The organism is Marinomonas piezotolerans, from assembly GCF_003362755.1.
GTDB lineage: Bacteria > Pseudomonadota > Gammaproteobacteria > Pseudomonadales > Marinomonadaceae > Marinomonas > Marinomonas piezotolerans.
In genome coordinates, this window is sequence record NZ_QKRA01000001.1 from 1 (window position 1) to 20,768 (window position 20,768).

Sequence of the window (20,768 nt, forward strand, 5' to 3'; positions counted from 1 at the left end):
TAAGCAAAACCATCATTATGATGGGTGTGTAGCTCAGTTGGGAGAGCGTCGCCCTTACAAGGCGAATGTCGGGAGTTCGAACCTCTCCACACCCACCACTTATAGGAAGTGGCTAAAGAACCTATGACAATGGAGCGGTAGTTCAGTTGGTTAGAATACCTGCCTGTCACGCAGGGGGTCGCGGGTTCGAGTCCCGTCCGTTCCGCCACTTACTTTTGATGTGAGTAAGTAGGTAAGCAAAACCATCATTATGATGGGTGTGTAGCTCAGTTGGGAGAGCGTCGCCCTTACAAGGCGAATGTCGGGAGTTCGAACCTCTCCACACCCACCACTCATAGCTCTTTCTCAGTTTCCCCTAACTTAATGATTTTAAAGTTTTTTAGTTGAAACTCCATTCTCGTAATTCATAGTCACTCTTCAGCCAAAATTTGTCGCACTTTTCATTGTGACCCAGGTGTGACCAACCTGTGACCAAGTCAGCGATCCGCATTTTTTATGATTTGAAATATCTGCCATTTTTCTAGCGTTTTTGCATTTCGCTTTAAAGCGCCACATTTCCTCTGATAGCGCTATTTCATGTACCTTGATTTACCTTATTGTGACTCTTCTTTCTCGACTGTTTTCGATATGCGTGCCGTGTTAGTTGTCGTCTGATTTAGTGTAAAAGTTTTTCTATTAAAACTGATGTGTCTTGATAGTGGGTAAATCGGCTTTCATTTGTACTGTGTGTTCTTAGGTTGGGCGAAAAATGACAAGCTATAGGTTAACCGAGACACTTGAATCGACCAGACTCTCTAGACACTTTAGTGATATACAATTAAGTGTTCTTAGGAGAAGTAATGAATCAACGATTTACTGAAGAGTTTAAGATCCAAGCTGTTAAGCAAGTGACTGAGAAAGTCTACTCTGTTGCAAGTGTGTCGGATCGTTTAAGGATGCCCACTCATAGTCTATACGCTTGGATTAAGAAATATGGCCCTCAAGCAAGTCACCGCCAAGAAGTCTCTGGTCAAGAAACTCGTAGCCGTCAGCTTGAGAAAGAGCTAAAGCGGGTTACTCAAGAAAGGGATATCCTAAAGGAAGCCACCGTATTTTTCGCGGAAGAGTCAAAGAAAAATACGCGTTCATAAAATCTTGGCTCGATCGTTTTCCTGCCCGACTTATGTGCCAAACGTTAAAGATTCAGCGCAGTGGTTTCTATGCGTGGCTCAAGCACCCCAAATCAGCAAGAGCTGTTGAAGATGATAGGCTTACTGGGTTGATTAAGCATTCTTGGCTTGAAAGTGGTTGTGTCTACGGCTATTGAAAAAATCACAGCGACCTTAAAGATCTGGGTGAGACTTGTAGCAGATATCGCGTAGTAAAATTAATGAAGCGTGAAGGGCTTAGAGCTCAAGTTGGCTATGGAAGAACCCTTGGAAAGTACGGCGGAAAACCTACACATGATGAGCAGAATATATTAGATCGCTCGTTCTCACCGGAGGCTCCAAATCAATCGTGGGTCACTGACATTACGTACAATAAGACGGATGAAGGCGGGCTGTATCTCGCTGTTGTTTTGGATCTATACTCACGAGCCGTGGTCGGCTGGTTAATGAGCTCAAGAATGGAAAGTGAGCTCGTTACTCAAGCGTTGTTATCGGCTGTCTGGCGGCGTAAACCTAAAAGCCTTGTACTGATCCACTCAGATCAGTGGAGTTAGTTCACATGATACGAGTGGCAAACTTTTCCAGAGAAGTACAACTTGAAGCCTAATATGAGTCCCCGAGGAAATTGCCATGACAATGCCGTTGCCGAAACCTTTTTCCAGCTGCTTAAGCGTGAGAGGGTAAAACGAAAAATCTACGTATCACGAGAGGTAGCAAGGACTGACATATTCGATTACATAGGGATGTTTTATAACGCTACACGTAAGCATAGCCATGCTGCTAACATGCGATCGTTAGCCTATGAAAAGCTAGGGAATTATGAGCAAAAGGTGGTCTAGTAAAGCCTGGTCGATTCATGATTTGTATTTTGTCATGTCATTAGTAAAGATCGCTGGTGGTTAATGAAGCAACAACCAGGGCAGGAAAACTGAGTGCTGAATAATCCAGCGCCGTTAGACTGTATGGTACACTTATGGATATGGTAAGCGTTTGCTAATGGAGCCAAAGCGCTGTTGTATTTTCGCTGGCATCAGGCGTCATTTTGATGTACTAAGGTCTTAAAACGCCAGTAAACAAGGTTATCAAATGCTTGAATGAAGCCTCGAAGGTTACAGCTGAGTTGGCACAAGATATGGATATCTAGAACTGTGCGATGTAAGTCAGCACTTTGTGCATATAATTACGTTAAGCTTCAACAGCATAGAAAAGGTTGCATCTCAGTGACTTTTTCGTGTTTTCTTCTTAGTCAAATTTCAATTACTTGCTTATATGTTATTCTGAATAAGACGTTTATAAATCTATTTTTAAACGCTGTTCTACAGGCGGAGGACAGGAGCTTTCTCGTACAATTAGTTGTGTAGGTAGTGTCATTTCTGGGTTGGGTTTCCTTCCCTCTAATATATCTAGCAGCAACTTCATAGAGGTTTCACCAATAAGCCGCCTAGGCTGATGGATAGTGGTTAGTTCAGGGACACAATATTCACTCAAAGCTAGGTTGTCAAAACCGATAACGGATAACTCGTTTGGTACAGTTATGTTCATTTCTCTGGCTATTTTTAATACACCAATAGCTGCTTCATCACTGTGACAAACAATAGCAGACGGTTTGTTCGTTAAAGATAAAAGTTGCTTCCCTAAGTTATACCCGGCGATATAAGAAAGGTCGCATTCGAGTATGTAGTCATCAGCTGGTGGGATTTTCCATTTTTTCATTATTTCATTGTGACCATTAACTCTGGCGTTATAAATGGGGTTGCTTCTCTTGCCTGTAATACAGGCAATTTTGTAATGCCCCATCATAATTAAATATTCAACTCCTTTTCTGGCACTGTAGTGATTGTCGATGTGCACTGTCGGTACGGGAATATCTGAAAAGTATTCTCCTGCAATAACTATGGGAAGTTTTACTTCACCAGCGCTATTAATGATCATTGAGGCAGGGACATCAGAAGAAAGGGATAAGATCCCGTCTACTTGTTTGCTTTCGAACAGCTCAAAATAACTGCGAAGTCGAGAGGATTCATTGCCTGCATCACCAATGAGCAGTTTGTAACCATACTTATGGGCAAGCGCTTCGATACCATGAACCACGTCGGAGAAGAAGGTGCTATCTATATTAGGCAGTACAACCGCAATGGTTTTTGATTCGCTTTTTCGTAAGCTTCGGGCAAGTCCATTAGGGGAGTAACCGACTTCGGAGGCGGCTTTTTCAACCTTTTTTCGAGTTGTCGGTGATACCACTTCTGGGTTGGCTAATGCTCGAGACACGGTTGCAGTGGATACGCCAGCTAACTTTGCTACATCTTTAACAGTGGCCATAAGAGTCCAAAACAAAGAAGAAATAAAGAATAGTAGCGCTCAATTGCATAGCCTTTAAAAGCGAGTTTGAATGATTGCATATCTTAACCAAACTCTCTGTCTATGCACAGCGGCTATTCTTTAGGAAAATTAGGGTTGTCAAGGAAACGCCATTAGAGCAAACGCTCTAATGGCTCAGCATCGATATGTTCTTTAGTACGCAGCATCTTTAAAGTAATAATCTGCAACGTTTTCCTTTGTGACCAAATCCGCTCCAAGAATAACGCGGGAAGGCTCGTGATATAGATGACCAATCTTTTCGTTCTTCACGCCGTGTACTGCTAGAGCGACACCAGATGCAATCATTGATGGGCTATAGGTTACAGTAGCACGTACCATTTTGTTTTCATGTTGAATCATCTCCAAAATATCTTTAGAGCCAGCGCCACCTAATACGGTTTTGATGTCTGTTCGACCTGATTCCTCAATGGCTTTTAAAACACCTTTCAGCATGTCGTCATCTTGGCACCAAACTGCATCAATCTTAGGGTGCTTTTGTAAGAAGTTTTCCATTACTGAGAGTGCTTTCTGGGTAGACCAATCGCCTGGCTGAGAGTCAAGAATTTTGATGTTTGGGTAATCTGCCATGACTTCATTAAATGCGTCGACACGTTGTTTATTGATAGGAATCTGCAAGCCTTCAATCACGACAATGTTGCCTTTACCTGACATTTCGTTGGCTAACCATTGCCCACCAACACGGCCGAGACCTGCATTGTCTCCGGCAATGAATACATTTTGGGCTGGGTGAGCTAGTTCGCGGTCAACAACGACCGTATAAATGTCGTCGTTGTAAGCTTCTTCAATCACTTTCTGTAACGTTGCTGGGTTATGAGGAAGAATGACTAAGGCATCAATCCCTTTGATCATTAAATCTTCTACGTCGCCGACTTGTTTAGATCCTGAGCTTGAAGCCACAACGAAAAACTCAAGGTCTTTATCTTCTGCTTCAAAGTCGGCTGCGGATTTATTTGCCCACCAAAGGAGACCGGCTGTCCAGCCATGATCTGCCGCAGGTACACTAACACCAACTTTATACTTTGCAGCATAGCTTGTACCAACAACGGCAAATAGCATAGTAAACATTGCAACTAGTCTCATGATTTTATTTTTATATTTCATGGTTTTCTCCGATTTGCATTGATTTAATTGCGAGCAAAATAGGTGATTTGCTCGGATTCTTGTTTTCTTCATATGGCTCGCATAGCAAAGAAAACTAAGCCTTTAACGGTCGCCTTTAAACTGCACGAGAACCGCTGTCAGAATAACGAGACCTTTGACCATTCCTTGTAGGTAAGGTGAGATACCCATTAAATTCAGCATGTTATTGATAATGCCTAAAATGATTGCACCGATGACGGTCCCCCAAATTGTGCCTTTACCGCCGGACAGCGCGGTACCGCCAATGACGACTGCGGCAATTGCATCCAACTCATAAAAGAGGCCAGCATCGCCTGGACTAACGGAATTTAGGCGTGATGCTAAGAGCACAGCGGATATTCCAACGGACACACCTGCTATAACAAAGGTCAGGAAATACACCCAACGAACTTTAATCGCAGAGTAAGACGCTACCTTAGCGTTTGAGCCTACTGCACAGACATGGCGTCCGAACGCGCTGTGCTTTAATAAAATATGGTAAGCAACAGCCAGCAATAGAAAGATCCAAACAGGATAGGGAATAGCCCAAAGGTAACCTCCACCAATATCCGCGAAGTGTTGGTTTTGAGATACCACTTCTCCTGCATCACTGATGTACAGCGTCATAGATCGAAAGATAGACATGGTGGCTAGGGTTGCGATGAATGATGCGACTTTGCCGCGGGTGATGACCAACCCATTGATTGCGCCAAATACACCACCGAGAGCAATAGCGGAAGAAACAGCCATGGCAACTGCCCACCAGCCGTCCCCAACACCGTTAATGATCATGATAGAAAGTACACCAACTAGAGCGACCATGGAGCCAACTGATAAGTCAATACCGCCAGCAATGATGACGAACGTCATCCCAAGGGCAATAATTCCGGTATAAGAAACTTGTCTTAAAACATTGGTGATATTGCGCGGCATTAAGAAATGTTCGCTGGCAATAGAAGAGAACAGAATCAACAAAAGTAGAGCTATGAAAGGCGCGTAAGTCGCTATATCAAGCCGTTTTAGGCGTGTGATCATAGGCGATAATTCGAACATGGCCATAGTGGATCCTCATGTATTTTTATTGTTTTTGTTCCTGAACTGAAAGCAAGTGCAGGAAAGACTTGTAAGTCGTGTGTGGTGGCGAAAAAATGGCTGAAACTATGCTTGAGACATGGTTTTTAATCCCGCTGCGTAGTACATAATTTCTTTTTCGTTTATGGCGTCTCCAGTGAGCTCCCCCATTATTTGGCCGGATCTCATTACCATAATGCGATGTGATAACCCCATGACTTCCTCTAGCTCAGATGAAATTACGATGATTGATACGCCTTGCTCGGTCAGCGAACGGATGAAGTGATAGATCTCTTTTTTGGTATTCACATCGATTCCGCGCGTAGGCTCATCTAGGATGAGAATGTTGGGCTGAGTGTCCATCCATTTGGACAGATACACTTTTTGTTGATTACCGCCGCTTAGGTTTGCCAAATTTGAATGTAAGGAAGCGGCTTTAATGTCAAATCGTTTCACATATTCACGAGCCACTTGCTGTTCTTTTTTGTGCTGAATCAGGCCTTTTACATAGGCTGATAGTGAGATAAGCGTAATATTTTTAGGGATGTCAAAATTCATGACGAGCCCTTTGCCTTGGCGGTCTTCAGACAAATAGGCTAAGTTATGGGACACTGCGTCAGCGATTGAATTAATGTGTACTTTTTGGCTATTTATTTCGATCTCGCCAGAGTCTTTCTTACGTAACCCCATGACAGCTTCGGCTGTCTCCGTCCGACCAGCACCAATTAATCCTGCAAAGCCCAGAACTTCGCCCTTCTTTAGGTCGAAATTAATGTTATTTAAAACCCCTTTGATCGATAGGTTTGTAACCTTTAATACGACCTCATCGGTATGTTCTGTGCGCTGGGGATAAATTTGGTTTAGCTCACGTCCCACCATTTTACGTGCCATGTCTTCTTCATCTATTTCCGATACTTCGTCCACACTCACAAGGTGTCCGTCTCGTAAGATGGCCAAGCGGTCACAGAGTAGCTTTACTTCTTTCAGTTTGTGAGAGATGAAAATTATGGTGACGCCACGTTGTTTAAGTTTTTCTACTAAATTGAAAAAGATCTCGACTTCGTGATCCGTAAGGACTGTCGTGGGTTCATCCATAATGAGTATGCGCGAATCGTTCACCAGAGCCTTAGCAATCTCCACCATTTGCTTTTGAGCCACACTGAGGTTCTCGATTAGGGCATCAGGATTCAGGTCGGTTTCTAGCTCTTTCAGTAGCGTGCTCGCTTTGTTACGCATCTCGGATTTGTTAAGGAAAAAGCTCTTTTTAATTTCGTTGCCAAGGAAAATGTTCTCAAACACATTTAGGCTACTAATTAGGTTGAACTCTTGCGGTATCATGGCGATGCCCAAGCGTTTTGCGTCAGCGGTAGATTGAACGGATACCTCGTTACCATCAATCTTAATGCTGCCCGATGTTTTGGTATAAATTCCGCTGATAATCTTAAGTAGTGTTGATTTGCCGGCGCCGTTTTCTCCCAGCACCCCAAGCACTTCGCCCGTATAAATGTCTAAGGTGATTTTGTGTAACACACGTACGCCAGAGAACTCTTTAACGATACCGCGTATTTGCATAATAGGATCGTTCATCCGCATTGCTCCTAATTATCGGTCGTTGACTTCAAGAGGCTGCCATGCGCTATTACTAGCGGACGATGCCAATACCGCAGTGATAAATCTCATTCCGTCAACTCCATCGTCAATGCTAGGAATAAGGCCTTGTACAGTATCCGCACTTGCACCCGATTCGATGGCGTGAATGGCGGATGCGATATCGAGGTACAGATTAGCAAAGCCTTCTAGGTAGCCTTCGGGATGTCCTGCGGGAACTCTTGAAAGTCGGTTAGCTTCGTCGCCAGCACCGTGACCTGCTCGGGTGATTTTCTGGGTTGGTTCGTTGAGTACCGATAGCCATAATTCGTTGGGGGATTCCTGCGACCATTCGATGCCAGCTTTTTCACCGTACAGGCGGATTTTCAAACCGTTTTCATTGCCAGGCGCTACTTGGCTGGACCATAGCATTCCCTTCACTCCACCATCGAAACGCAGCATAGTGTGAACATTGTCGTCCAAACGTCGCCCATTAACAAAAGCGGTCAAATCAGCAGATACTTGCTTAACTTTTTGTCCTGAAATGAAACAAGCGAGATTAAAGGCATGGGTGCCTATGTCCCCTAGACAGCCTGCCATACCTGACTTTTCTGGATCTGTGCGCCATTTAGCTTGTTTGTTATCCGTGTTCTCAGCGGGATTAGATAGCCAATCTTGTGCATACTCCACTTGAATAACACGAAGTGCACCAAGCACGTTTGTATCAACTAGATGTTTAGCGTGTCGTACCAGAGGATAACCTGTGTAGTTATGAGTTAAGGCAAAAAACGCTCCAGACTTTTCAACCAGTGTTTTTAGCGCAAGAGCCTCATTTAGGTCTTTTGTGACTGGCTTATCGCAAATTACGTGGATGCCTTGCTCTAAGAAAGCTTTTGCCACTGGGTAATGCATATGATTTGGCGTTACAATCACCACAGCCTGAATGCCATCTTCACGCTGTTTTTCTTGTTCGGCCATTGTGGCGAATGATGTGTAGGCGCGTTCTGGGTCAATACCAAGACGGAGAGCTGAAGCTAAAGCTCGCTCAGGGGCAGAAGATAAAGCACCAGCAACTAATTCAAAGCCATCATCTATACGAGCTGCAATACGATGTACCGCGCCGATGAAAGCACCATCGCCGCCTCCGACCATACCAATACGAATACGTTTATGAGTCATGTTGCTTTCCTCTATTTCAAACCAAGAATACGACGATTTGTTTGGTGATCTATGCCGCTACTGGCGAAGTCATCAAACGCGCGTTCTGTGACTCGAATTAAATGGTCATTAACAAATTTGACTCCTTCCTCGGCTCCAGCTTCGGGGTGTTTCATACAACATTCCCATTCGATGACTGCCCAGCCACCAAAATCATATTGAGTGAGTTTTGAGAAAATGCCTTTGAAGTCGACTTGGCCATCTCCTAAAGATCGAAAGCGTCCAGCTCGATCTATCCAACTTTGATAGCCCCCGTATATGCCTTGCTTGCCAGTGGCATTAAACTCGGCGTCTTTCACATGGAACATCTTGATTCGTTCATGGTAGATATCGATGAACTGTAAATAGTCCAATTGCTGTAATACAAAATGAGAAGGGTCAAAAAGGATATTGGCTCTAGGGTGATGATCTGTTGCCGCTAAAAACATATCGAATGTGACGCCGTCATGTAGGTCTTCACCCGGATGAATTTCAAAGCAGACATTGACGTTGCAACGGTCGAACTCATCTAAGATTGGAATCCAGCGATTAGCTAATTCATCAAAGCCTGCCTCAACCAAGCCTGCGGGTCGTTGCGGCCAAGGGTAAAGATATGGCCAAAGTAAAGCACCAGAAAAAGTGGCGTGGTTGGTTAATCCTAGATTTTTAGAAGCATGTGCGGATTTTAATAGCTGATCGACAGCCCATTTTTGTCTGGCGTCTGGATTGCCTTTGACATGGTCTGGCGCGAAACCGTCGAACATTTCATCATAGGCTGGATGTACTGCGACTAATTGTCCTTGCAAGTGGGTAGATAGCTCGGTGACAACCATGTTGTGTTTGGCCAGCGTGTCTTGAATATATTGACAGTATTGGAGATCGTGAGCGGCGCGATCTAGGTCAAACAGCCTTTGATCCCAAGTTGGTATTTGTACGCCTTTAAAACCAATACTTGCAGCCCATTCAATAATGTTTTCAAACGTATTGAATGGCGCTTCATCGCTAGCGAACTGCGCAAGGAACAGGGCGGGACCTTGTATAGCCTGCATAATGTTACCCCCATAGTTATTTTTATTAGAGTGGTTTTATATGTCTGTAATCGATTACATTTTCTATCATAAAAAAAGACTTTTGCAATGCGTTTTGTAAAGTCTTTTTGAAGATTTTGGTGATTATAGTGTGTTTTTTGATCTAATCAAGTGCGTTTTTTCGATTTTAATGAGCTTTTATGCCCTTGAAAAATGATGTAACGAAATGAAATTTTTACAGTTTGAAAGATGATAAGTATGTTAAGGGGTAAGTTCAAAGCCAATAATTTTGACTGTTATCAGGAAGTTGCCTTTATGAAGTATGCAGGTCGAAAAGCCATTATTGATGACATGTGTCTAGAAAAATAATGTAAAAATTTTGAATTTCATAATGTGTGTTTTTTTATAAAAAACGCTACACACAAACAAAAAAAGATAATACCGCCACTTAAACCATCACTTTACATTTATCCCACTCCTTATGGAGATCGTTCACATATAAAAATAACAAGGGATGAAAAAATGAAAAAAATAGTGTCCATGAGTTTGTTGGCAACTCTCTGCGCAGCAACGTCTCTTCCTGCTTTGGCTGACGGCGAAAAAATTGGTTTGCTTATGTCTGACTTACGCCTAGAGCGCTGGCAAAAAGACCGAGATTTGTTCACGTCTGCTGCGGAAGCGATGGGAGCAAAAGTCTATACCCAATCAGCAAATGGCGATGTCACCACCCAAATTTCTCAAGTGGAAAATATGATTTCTCGTGGTGTGGATGTGCTTGTAATCGTGCCTGAAAATGGCGAGGTATTGGGTAATGTGCTAGCTGAAGCGAAAGCAGAAGGTATTAAAGTGTTGGCTTATGACCGATTAATCAAATTTGCCGACATTGATTTGTACGTATCTTTTGACAATATTCGTGTGGGTGAGATGCAAGCCGAGGCGTTACTTAAACGTAAACCAACGGGCAACTACTTCTTATTAGGCGGTTCACCTACCGATAACAATGCAAAGATGTTTCGCCAGGGGCAAATGAATGTCTTACAACCAGCGATCGATTCTAAACAGATTAAAGTTGTAGGCGATCAATGGGCTATGGGCTGGTCTGCCGAAGCTGCGTTGAACATTATGGAAAACGGACTCACTGCAAACGCTAATAAAATTGATGCAGTGGTTGCTTCCAATGACTCTACAGCGGGCGGTGCGGTACAAGCTTTAGCGGCTCAGGGCTTGAGTGGCAAAGTGGTAATTTCTGGTCAAGATGCAGACCTTGCTGCAATGCGTCGTATTGTCGCTGGGACACAAACCATGACGGTGTACAAGCCGATTTCTAAGCTGGCGACAACCAGTGCGCAGATGGCCGTAAAACTGGCTCGTGGTGAGCGTATCGAGGTAAATGGTCACGTTAACAACGGCAAAAAAGATGTCGATTCTGTGTTGTTGACGCCTATTTCTGTCGACAAAGGCAATTTGGATTCTACCGTTATTGCTGATGGATACCATACACACAACGCTGTTTACAACCCTTAGTTCACTCCTATAAACAGCACCCTCAAAAGGTGCTGTTTGCTTTTCTGGTTAAACAAGAGATGTAGAAAGAGGCGTAAACATGAAGCAGCCCTTATTGGATATGCGCGGGATTATAAAAAGTTTCTCCGGTGTTCGTGCATTAAACGGCGTTAGCATTCAGCTTAAATCTGGTGAAGTTTTGTCCATTTGTGGTGAGAATGGCTCAGGCAAATCAACCTTGATGAAGGTATTAAGTGGCGTCTGGCCTTTTGGTTCTTATGAAGGTGAAATTTATTTTGAAGGGGATCTTGTTAAGGCGTCTAGCATTCGCGATACCGAAGCACTAGGGATTGTCATTATTCACCAAGAGTTGGCGCTCGTTAAAGAAATGAGTGTCCTAGAAAATATTTTTCTAGGTAATGAACTTGGTTCGTTTGCAAGATTGAATGATGAAGAAATGCATCGCCGTACAGTGGAACTGTTGGCACGCGTCAAATTGGATATTCTGCCTGATACTCCTGTCAGAGAGCTTGGTGTAGGTCAGCAGCAATTGGTTGAGATTGCTAAAGCGTTAAATAAAAACGTGAAGCTACTCATACTGGACGAACCAACGTCTTCTTTGACCTCCACTGAAATTGAAATTCTATTGAATATTGTGAGCGACCTGAAACAACAGGGAATCGCTTGCATTTATATTTCGCATAAATTGGAAGAAGTGTTGGCCCTATCTAATTGGGTTACGGTCATTCGAGATGGTGACCATATAGATACTCGACCTGTCGAAAATCTGACACAAAATGACATCATCAGCATGATGGTGGGGCGTGAATTAGATGAGCTGTTTCCGCGTGAAGAGCACGAGATCGGTGACGTCGTATTAAATGTCAGTCACGCCACCGCTAAGCAAGTGGGGGCCTCACGAGCTCAAGTAGATGATGTTAGTTTCGAGTTGCGTCAGGGAGAAATCCTAGGTGTCGCTGGACTGATTGGATCAGGTCGAACAGAGTTGATGCAATGTTTGTACGGATGTTACGACGGCCATTATGAAGCGAATGTTGAATTAGAAGGTAAATCTTTAACGATTCGTTCTCAGAGAACTGCACTGGAAGCTGGTATCGCTATGGTACCGGAAGATCGAAAACGCCATGGTATCGTGCCGATTATGGGCGTTGGAAGGAACATCACTTTGTCGGTTTTAAAGCAGTATACGTCTTGGTTTGGGGCTTTGAATGAGGATAAAGAAAGTCAAGATATCGACCATTATATTGCACAGTTGAAGGTAAAAACAGCGTCCCCAGAACTGTCTATTAAAAACCTAAGTGGTGGAAATCAACAGAAAGCCATCATTGCTAAGTGCTTATTAACTCATCCAAAAATCTTAATCCTAGACGAACCGACTCGTGGCATTGATGTGGGTGCTAAATACGAAATTTATAAACTTATGTTTGCGCTCGTCAAACAGGGGATGTCGATCATCATGGTGTCGTCTGAATTATCTGAAGTCATTGGCATTAGTGACCGAGTGTTGGTCATGCACGAAGGCCGACTTAAAGGGCAATTTAACCATCAAGGTTTGACTCAAGAAATGATAATGAATTGCGCGATCAAAGAGGATATAGCGAATGTTTAAAACAATAAAAACCAGTCAACTACAACTATTTGCCATGCTGGCAGCTATGTTTGTGATTGTCATATTCTTTTCTTTTGCGACAGATGGTGCCTTCGTATCTCCACGAAATATTTCAAATCTAATTCGCCAGACGGCTATTGTTGGCGTGCTTGCCATTGGTATGGTGTTTGTGATCATCAGTGCGGAAATTGATTTGTCAGTTGGTTCAATGATGGGCTTATTGGGTGGTGTGGCTGCGATTCTAGATGTTTGGTTTCACTTTCCTATCATGCTTACCGTTGTGGTGACTATTGCTGCGGGTCTAATTCTAGGTTTGTTTAATGGCTGGTGGGTTGCCTATCAAAAAGTGCCATCTTTTATTGTGACTTTAGCTGGCATGCTAGCGTTTCGCGGCATCTTAGTTGGATTAACTGATGGCGCAACGGTCGCGCCTACGTCTAGCTCCTTGTCGATCGTCGGACAAAGTTACATTCCGTCCGGTTGGGGCGTCAGTATTGTGTCCTTGCTATGCCTAGGGTTAGTGGCCAAAGTCTATGCTCGACGTAAGGCAAGGGTTAAGCACGGAGTGGAAAATCAGCCGGCTAAATTTGAATACGCCAAAGCAACAATTGCTGTTTTCGTGTTAATGGGCTTGCTATTTATTTTGGAAAGCTATCGTGGTATTCCCACGCCAATTTTGATCATGGGAGGGCTGATTTTACTAGCTACTTATGTTGCAAAACGAACGTCTTTTGGACGTCGAGTTTATGCTATCGGGGGGAATATCGAAGCGACTCGCATGTCAGGAGTGAATGTTGAACGCACTAAAATGTTGGTGTTTGGCTTCAATGGCATGATGGTCGCGGTGGCAGCACTAATCCTTACATCTAGGTTGGGAGCGGGTTCTCCTGCGGCAGGGAACATGGCAGAACTAGATGCTATTGCTGCCTGTGTTATTGGCGGAGCTAGTCTGGCTGGAGGTGTTGGCGCGGTATTTGGTGCCATCATGGGGGCGCTGATTATGGCGAGCTTGGATAATGGGATGAGCATGCTGGATGTGCCGACGTTTTGGCAATTAATTGTTAAAGGCATGATCTTATTACTCGCTGTTTGGTTAGATGTAAAAACCAAAAAGTCACAGTAACCAACGCGGCATCAAGCCCAATGTATAAAAAGGCATTGTATGTATATCGGCATAGATCTTGGCACTTCAGGTGTCAAAGTTATTTTAATATCAGCAGGTGGAAGTGTCTTGGCAACGAGCTCATCGCCTCTATCAGTATCACGTCCCTTTGATCTCTGGTCAGAGCAATCTCCAGAAGAATGGTGGCAAGCGACGGATTTGGCTATGTTGCAGTTGGCTAAAGAGCATTGCCTACAAAAGGTGAAAGGCATTGGTTTATCCGGGCAAATGCACGGTGCTACGTTGTTAGGTAAACAAGCTGAAGTGTTGCGCCCAGCGATGCTTTGGAATGACGGTCGTTCTCACGAAGAATGTTTACTGTTGCAACGGCGCTGCCCAGAAGTACAAGCCATTACGGGTAATCTAGTTATGCCTGGTTTTACCGCACCTAAGTTGCTATGGATTAGGCAGCATGAACCAGACGTTTTTGCGCGAATAGACAAGATTCTACTACCAAAAGATTACCTGCGTTTTCGCATGACAGGAGATTTTGCGACCGATGTGTCAGATGCTTCTGGCACGCTTTGGCTGAATATGGAGCAACGCGCTTGGAGCGAAACCATGTTGCAAGCAACAGGTCTAAATGAAGGGCAAATGCCAAAGGTATATGAAGGATCAGAGATCACCGGTACGATCGATGCCGCATTAGCTAATCGTTGGTCTATGCCAGTTGTACCTGTTGTCGCTGGTGGGGGAGATAATGCTGCAGGTGCGGTCGGTATGGGGATAGTTTCGGTGGAGCAAACCATGTTATCACTTGGCACATCTGGAGTGATTTTTGCGGTAAGTGATGGCTTTACAGCGAACCCAGCTGCTGCCTTGCATAGCTTCGGTCATGCGGTTCCTAATACCTGGCATACGATGTCTGTGATGTTGAGCGCTGCGAGTTGCATTGATTGGGTTACGAAATTGGCGCAATTTAGCAATGTGGAGGAGGCATTATCAGCCGCTGAGGCTCGTACAGATCATGAAAATAAGCTTACGTTTTTGCCATACTTGAGCGGGGAAAGAACGCCACATAATGATGTTAATGCAAAAGGTGTTTTTTGGGGAATGACCCATGAAACGACCCCAGCAGATCTTGTTCATGCTGTTCTCGAAGGTGTGAGTTTTGCTTTGCTAGATGGCTTAGATGCGGTGCGTTCAGCGCAAAACATCAGTGACGGTATCGATGTCATTGGCGGCGGCGCTAAAAGTACGTATTGGTTACAAATGTTGGCTGATGTCTTTAATGTACCAATGGATTATCGTGCAGGTGGTGAGGTTGGACCTGCATTGGGCGCCGCTCGCTTGGCTGCGATTGGCGATCAAGGCCAAGGCGCGCTAAACGAAATTTGCACTAAGCCTGCGCTTATTAAACGTTATTTGCCTAATCAAGAAGATAGCGCTCGGTATACAGAGAAACGCAGGCGCTTTCAGGATTTATACCAAAGAGTAAAAGGCTTGTCATAAGCAAGAGCGGCGTTGCATGACGCCGCTCTTATTGCCAACTTTCTTTCATTACGATTTCTAATATTTCATTTCTGATTTTTATCATTGTCTAGAACCTGCAATATCAACAAGAGTATGATCAAGCAATAATAAAAATTAGAGATGTTTTTGTATGTTTGAAAAACGCTATCGGCTCAATCTAGTGTTCAATGCCAATAAAGTCTATGACCGACAAGTAATAGAAGGTATTGGTGAGTACTTGCATGCAGCTCAATGTGATTGGGATGTCTATTTTGAAGACGATTTTCGCTGTCGTCTAGATGCATTAAAGTACTGGGAAGGGGACGGTATTATTGCCGATTTCGATAACCCTGAAGTGGAAGAGATTCTAAAACATACCGATATTCCAACTGTAGCGGTTGGTGGCTCTTACCATCATAAAGAGGATTATCCTCGCCTACCTTATGTCGCCACAGATAACGCCGCGTTGGTTCATTGTGCATACCAACACTTGAAGCGAAAAGGCCTGCCTGAGTTTGCTTTTTATGGCGTTCCAAGCACCATTTACAGCCGATGGGCCAGCGAGCGAGAACATGCTTTTGTCGAGCAAGTCCGTTCAGATGGGTTTGAGCCTCATGTGCATCAAGGTTTTTGCACCTCGGCAGAAGTCTGGGAGACAGCGCAACGTGAGTTAGAAAATTGGCTTAAAAATCTTCCTAAACCCATTGGTATTATTGCTGTGACAGACTCGCGTGCGAGGCATCTATTGCAGGTATGCGATCATTTGAATATTTTGGTGCCAGAGGAAGTGGCCATCGTTGGGATCGATAATGAAAGTATGGCGAGAAATTTAAACCGTACTGCATTATCGTCGGTAGAGCAGGGGAGTAAGCAAATGGGCTATGAAGCCGCAAAGATGCTGCACCGTATGCTACAAGGCTATCCTGCCGAAAACTCGCTGATGGTGGTTAATCCAACAGGCATTGCTGAAAGACAGTCGTCAGACTATCGAGCTTTGCATGATCCATATGTGATCCAAGCGATGCACTTTATACGTCATAACGCCTGTCGAGGTGTGAAGGTAGCGCAGGTGGTGGATTACATTGGTATATCTAGGACCAACCTAGAAACTCGCTTTATTGATGAAATTGGCTGCTCTATGCATGAGCAGCTGCATATGACCAAGTTTTATCGTGCTTGTGAATTGATCACTTCGACCAATCTACCATTCGATGAGATCGCTCGAACCTGTGGCTACCCTTCTGTGCAATATATGTACACCGTATCACGAAAAAACTTAGGTATGACACCAGGGGAGTACCGTGTGTCATCGCGGCTTAATAAAGAGAATAATCAACACTAAAGTATTTCTAGACTATGAGAGTGAGGTAAGGTGACATGTTAAAAAATATAGATCCGTTACTAAGCGGTGAACTGCTAAACGTATTACGAACGATGGGACATGGTGATGACATTGTTTTGGTGGATCGTAATTTTCCTGCTGCTTCCGTTGCAGCGGGAAAACCAGTCATCCGCTTGGATGGTGTAAATGTCATTCAAGCTGCCTCTGCTATTTTATCCGTATTCCCGTTGGATACTTTTGTTGATCGGCCTGTTACTCGTATGCAAGTGGTGGGTGAAGATGAGTCAGTCATGCCAGAGGTTCAGCAGGAGTTCGCGGCGCTGCTAAAAGCGGTTGACAGTGATAATGCAGAAATAGGTTCATTAGAACGTTTTGCTTTTTACGAAGCGGCCAAGCAGGCTTTTGCTGTCATAGTAACAGGTGAAGCAAGAGGCTATGGCTGTTTCTTGTTAAAGAAAGGTGTGATCTTCGCTTAGAATTATTTGTGGGAATGGGATGAGATATAAGCAACATTTAAAAAACACAGGTCAGCTTTCGCTGGCCTGTGTTTTTTACGTGTGATGTTTATTTGTAAATATAGCCATTAACCATGTTTTCTAGCATTTCCTGGCGACCTGAGACTGGCTGAGGATCTAAGGCATTTTTAGCTGCATATTCTGCTAGGTCTTGCAGCGAATGTTTACCAGCCATAATGTCCATTCCCAACGGATCATTCCATTTTGCGTAGCGTTGATCGACAAGGTTTGCTAGCTTCTCGTCTTCAATCATTTTGACCGCTCGTTCTAAGGACTGCGCCAAGGTATCCATAGCGCCAATGTGCCCATGGAACAAATCCTCTAGGTCCCTAGACTGGCGACGCAATTTTGTATCAAACATATAGCCACCGTCTTGGAAACCACCGTTTTTCAGTATCTCATATGTGACTAACGTATACTCTTCAACACTGGTTGGAAATTGGTCTGTGTCCCAACCCAGTTGTGCGTCGCCTTGGTTGGCGTCAACAGAACCGAGGATACCTAAAGAGCATGCTGTGGCGATTTCATGGTGGAAACTATGGCCTGCCAATGTCGCGTGATTGGCTTCAATGTTAACCTTGATTTCTTTCTCAAGCCCAAATTCTTTCAAAAAGCCATAAACCGTCGCGGTGTCGTAATCGTATTGATGTTTGGTTGGCTCGGCAGGCTTTGGTTCGATTAATAAAGTGCCCTTAAAGCCGATTTTGTATTTGTGCTCCACTACCATTTGCATAAAGCGGCCAAGCTGTGCACGTTCGCGTTTTAAATCTGTATTGAGTAAGGTTTCGTAGCCTTCACGTCCACCCCATAAGACATAGTTATGACCATTCAATGCTTTGGTTGCGTTCATAGCATGAAACACCTGCGTCGCTGCATATGCAAAGACTTCTGGGTCAGGGTTAGAAGCGGCACCAGACATGTATCTTGGATTGGAAAAGGCGTTCGCCGTGCCCCATAGTAACTTGATACCTGTGGATTCTTGTTTGGCCTGGAGAACCTCAACCATTTGTGCGAAGTTATTGACGTATTCTTTAATTGACTGGCCTTCTGGGCTGACATCCACGTCGTGAAAACTGTAATAAGAGATGCCAAGTTTAGTGAAAAATTCAAAGGCAGCATCGGCTTTCATTCTGGCAGCTTCTATTTCAGATGTTGCCTTGTACCAAGGACGGTCAAAGGTATTTGCCCCAAATACATCACTGCCTTGCCAACAGAAACTGTGCCAATAACAGACGGCCATTCTTAAATGTTCAGCCATACTTTTACCCATTAACACTTTATCGGCATCATAATGCTTAAACGCAAACGGGTTACTTGAGTTCGCGCCTTCGTATTTTATGTGTGGCACGTTTTGAAAAAACTCATTCATATCAGAACTCCTGATAGTTGTTATTTTTGTCCCTATGAATGATTGGTTTTTTGAGTGATTGCTTCAATTACGAAATTTCTTGAGGCGATTATTGAATTTGTTGAGACGATCTCAATAATGTATCTCGCGAGAATTTTAGGCACGACAATCTGTGGGAAATGCCCGCAGGGCATTGAGAAGACTTTTTTCGGTGGTGTACGGCTAATCATCTCTTGTTGCACTGCTTTGACAATCGAGCGGTCATTTTCAGCCAAGATGTAATATTTTGGAACTTGCCCTGCGTTCTCTGCGCTCCAATCGACAATTGCTTTACGCGCCGCATTTGGTTGGACAACCATGTGCGCAATAGCGTTTTGTATATCGTGTTCTTCAGCATCATGAAGGAAAATTTCTCGTATGCCAGTTTCATTTTCTTGAGTGCCGTACAGAGTGTCTTTCAAATACGGAGAGATACCTGAAGCGTCAGTACCTTGGGCAGAGACATAGTCACACAACTCAGTAAAACTTCTGCCGCTGTGGAGTATCATTCCTGCGATATAAATAATACCGAGAATATTCTTTGGGCGAGCTTCAGCAACTGCCGTTGCAATCATTCCTCTACCCGAATGCGCAATTAGCCAAACAGGTCGAGTTATGACTGAAAGCTGCTTTAGAATGTACGAAACATAATCCTCAAGCGTGGCTTTCGAGTTGAATGATTGGCTTTCGAGTTAAATGATTGGCTTATCGAGCTGCTGTCAGGAAGATCGATAACATGGCAGGTTACTTGTTCGATGTTTATTAAATGGGGCAGTAACTTTTGCCACGCCCAACCACTCGCCCACGCGCCATGAATGAAAAAAAGATCAGATTTATGACACGGTAATGAGCTCATATTAAAGTTATCCATAAGTCTTTCGATACATTTCTGTCATGTGTTTTTCGACGGTAGTCGCGGAGTATTTGGGTGATTCGCCTTGCTTTAGGCAAGTTGGGGCGCATCGAACCTCGTGGTCAATATGCCCACTGAAAAAGAACGGAATAGAGTATCTTTCTTTTCCGCTTTTATTGATAACGCGGTGTTGAGTAGAGCGGTAGTGGTCATTTGTCTAACGGGCAATCATATCTCCTAGATTGACGATATATGTGCCTAGATTAGAATCTGTTCTGAATATACGATGAGAGTCAGAAATGGATTCTATAATTAGATATATCAGCATACTTGAGCTGATACCTATTGGACGAAAGAATGCTGTTTCAACAACAGCAATACATGGGGCTTTAGTTAAAAAAGGTTTTTCAATCTCTTCGCGCAATCTTCAGCGCGATTTAACGAACTTATCGGTGTACTACCCAATTGAATGTAATGATAAGTCTCGACCTTACCTGTGGAGTTTTGTATCTGACTATAAAGGTAGCTTTGCTGCTATGGATCCTGCTACCGCAGTGAATGCCATTCTTGCACATGAATACCTTGCTGGGGTTGTGCCTGCACCGCTTTTGTCTCAACTTACACCGCAGCTAAATCGAGCAAGGGATTTTATACAGTCTCACTCCGATGGTGTGTACTTGAATTGGTTGGATAAAGTTGCGGTTGTTCCCGAAGGGAAGGTACTTAGACCAGCTGCAATCGACCCAGATTTCTGGAAGAGTGTCTGTGAGGCAATTATGTCAAACAAGGCATTAGATGTTGTGTATGAAAGCCACTCTAAAGATAAATCCCAGGAGTTCGTTCTTCATCCATACGGCGTAATGGTTCGCAAGAGTGCCACTTATATTTTAGGTTCTTACAATAATTACGATGATGTAAGGCAGTTTGCTCTTCATCGGTTCACGTCCTTAAAGATATCCTCTGAAAGCTTTCGACCTCGTTCAGAATTCACCATTCAGAAATACATAGATGCTGGTGAACCGGGGGTTAAATACTCTGATGAGCCTATTCAACTAGAAGCTCTGATTAGCAAAGATTTAGCAAAAAGACTAAGCGAAACAAAATTAAGTGACTCTCAAATTATTTTGGAAACTGATGATGAGAAGTGGCGGCTCCTTAGGGCTGTCATTCCAGATGATAGGGATACAAGATCTTGGTTGTTAAGTAGGGGAGCTGAGCTCATCGTGCGAGAGCCTATTTCATTAAAAAGCTCATTGCTTGAAGAGGTTGCGTCTATAAAAGAGTTGTCAGACAGCTTGGGAGGGCTGAAAGCAAAGATGGAATAGAATTGTTACAAAATGTAATTTTTATGATGGTTATTGTGTTTGTGGTACATTCTTTGACGCACTTATTTTG

General features: G+C 43.8%; 14 protein-coding genes, 3 tRNA genes and 2 pseudogenes. 11 read left to right on the forward strand and 8 right to left on the reverse strand.

The genetic code is table 11. The features are described 5' to 3' along the window. Positions 1–22: 22 nt before the first annotated feature. From DN730_RS00005 to DN730_RS00020, 4 genes and pseudogenes are all read left to right on the forward strand, one after another. Positions 23–98 (forward strand) — tRNA-Val (locus DN730_RS00005). Positions 99–131: 33 nt separating this feature from the next. Further along, a tRNA-Asp gene (locus tag DN730_RS00010) sits at positions 132–208 on the forward strand. Positions 209–255: 47 nt separating this feature from the next. Then, positions 256–331: transfer RNA gene (locus DN730_RS00015), tRNA-Val, on the forward strand. Between the two features lie 508 nt (positions 332–839). Next, a pseudogene (locus tag DN730_RS00020) lies at positions 840–1,987 on the forward strand (IS3 family transposase). Between the two features lie 451 nt (positions 1,988–2,438). Here DN730_RS00020 and DN730_RS00025 read toward each other — a convergent pair. The 6 genes from DN730_RS00025 to DN730_RS00050 all read right to left on the reverse strand — a co-directional run bounded on the left by DN730_RS00025 (position 2,439) and on the right by DN730_RS00050 (position 9,550). Continuing rightward, on the reverse strand, positions 2,439–3,467 hold the full coding sequence (locus DN730_RS00025) for a LacI family DNA-binding transcriptional regulator (protein WP_115466067.1): 1,029 nt from the start codon (positions 3,465–3,467) through the stop codon (positions 2,439–2,441). Between the two features lie 192 nt (positions 3,468–3,659). Continuing rightward, positions 3,660–4,628, reverse strand: coding sequence for a substrate-binding domain-containing protein (locus DN730_RS00030; RefSeq protein WP_115466068.1), 969 nt, complete (start codon positions 4,626–4,628; stop codon positions 3,660–3,662). Between the two features lie 102 nt (positions 4,629–4,730). After that, entirely contained in the window at positions 4,731–5,705 is a 975-nt protein-coding gene (locus DN730_RS00035) for an ABC transporter permease (RefSeq protein WP_115466069.1), read from the reverse strand. Between the two features lie 99 nt (positions 5,706–5,804). After that, a complete protein-coding gene (locus tag DN730_RS00040) occupies positions 5,805–7,304 on the reverse strand; it encodes a sugar ABC transporter ATP-binding protein (protein WP_115466070.1) in 1,500 nt (499 codons plus the stop codon). Positions 7,305–7,319: 15 nt separating this feature from the next. Continuing rightward, positions 7,320–8,483: a Gfo/Idh/MocA family protein gene (locus DN730_RS00045; RefSeq protein ID WP_115466071.1), complete on the reverse strand. Its 1,164-nt coding sequence runs from the start codon at positions 8,481–8,483 to the stop codon at positions 7,320–7,322. A gap of 11 nt (positions 8,484–8,494) precedes the next feature. After that, the gene (locus DN730_RS00050; protein ID WP_115466072.1) at positions 8,495–9,550 is read right to left on the reverse strand and encodes a sugar phosphate isomerase/epimerase family protein; all 1,056 of its coding nucleotides are present in this window, start codon (positions 9,548–9,550) and stop codon (positions 8,495–8,497) included. Positions 9,551–10,051: 501 nt separating this feature from the next. On the opposite strand from DN730_RS00050, the gene xylF reads away from it, so the two are divergent. The 6 genes from xylF (at position 10,052) to DN730_RS00080 (ending at position 17,094) form a co-directional block, all read left to right on the forward strand. Beyond that, positions 10,052–11,053 carry a D-xylose ABC transporter substrate-binding protein gene (gene xylF / locus DN730_RS00055; protein ID WP_115466073.1) on the forward strand — a complete coding sequence of 334 codons (1,002 nt, stop codon included), beginning with the start codon at positions 10,052–10,054 and terminating at the stop codon, positions 11,051–11,053. Between the two features lie 79 nt (positions 11,054–11,132). Beyond that, complete coding sequence (locus DN730_RS00060) at positions 11,133–12,662, forward strand: xylose ABC transporter ATP-binding protein (RefSeq protein WP_115466074.1); 1,530 nt, start codon at positions 11,133–11,135, stop codon at positions 12,660–12,662. Beyond that, entirely contained in the window at positions 12,655–13,785 is a 1,131-nt protein-coding gene (locus tag DN730_RS00065; RefSeq protein ID WP_115466075.1) for a sugar ABC transporter permease, read from the forward strand. The genes DN730_RS00060 and DN730_RS00065 overlap by 8 nt, the downstream gene beginning before the upstream one ends. Positions 13,786–13,824: 39 nt before the next feature. Next, positions 13,825–15,276 carry a xylulokinase gene (gene xylB, locus DN730_RS00070; protein WP_115466076.1) on the forward strand — a complete coding sequence of 484 codons (1,452 nt, stop codon included), beginning with the start codon at positions 13,825–13,827 and terminating at the stop codon, positions 15,274–15,276. A gap of 151 nt (positions 15,277–15,427) precedes the next feature. Continuing rightward, positions 15,428–16,618, forward strand: a complete 1,191-nt coding sequence (locus DN730_RS00075) for a XylR family transcriptional regulator (RefSeq protein WP_115466077.1) — start codon at positions 15,428–15,430, stop codon at positions 16,616–16,618. A gap of 35 nt (positions 16,619–16,653) precedes the next feature. Next, on the forward strand, positions 16,654–17,094 hold the full coding sequence (locus tag DN730_RS00080) for an RbsD/FucU family protein (RefSeq protein ID WP_115466078.1): 441 nt from the start codon (positions 16,654–16,656) through the stop codon (positions 17,092–17,094). 88 nt (positions 17,095–17,182) lie between these two features. Here DN730_RS00080 and xylA read toward each other — a convergent pair whose 3' ends face one another. Both xylA and DN730_RS00090 read right to left on the reverse strand, forming a co-directional pair. Then, positions 17,183–18,502 carry a xylose isomerase gene (xylA, locus tag DN730_RS00085; protein ID WP_115466079.1) on the reverse strand — a complete coding sequence of 440 codons (1,320 nt, stop codon included), beginning with the start codon at positions 18,500–18,502 and terminating at the stop codon, positions 17,183–17,185. Between the two features lie 32 nt (positions 18,503–18,534). Further along, positions 18,535–19,167, reverse strand: a pseudogene (locus tag DN730_RS00090) (hypothetical protein); the annotation flags it as partial. 505 nt (positions 19,168–19,672) lie between these two features. Here DN730_RS00090 and DN730_RS00100 point away from each other — a divergent pair. Further along, positions 19,673–20,698: a helix-turn-helix transcriptional regulator gene (locus DN730_RS00100; RefSeq protein ID WP_115466081.1), complete on the forward strand. Its 1,026-nt coding sequence runs from the start codon at positions 19,673–19,675 to the stop codon at positions 20,696–20,698. Positions 20,699–20,768 lie beyond the last annotated feature (70 nt).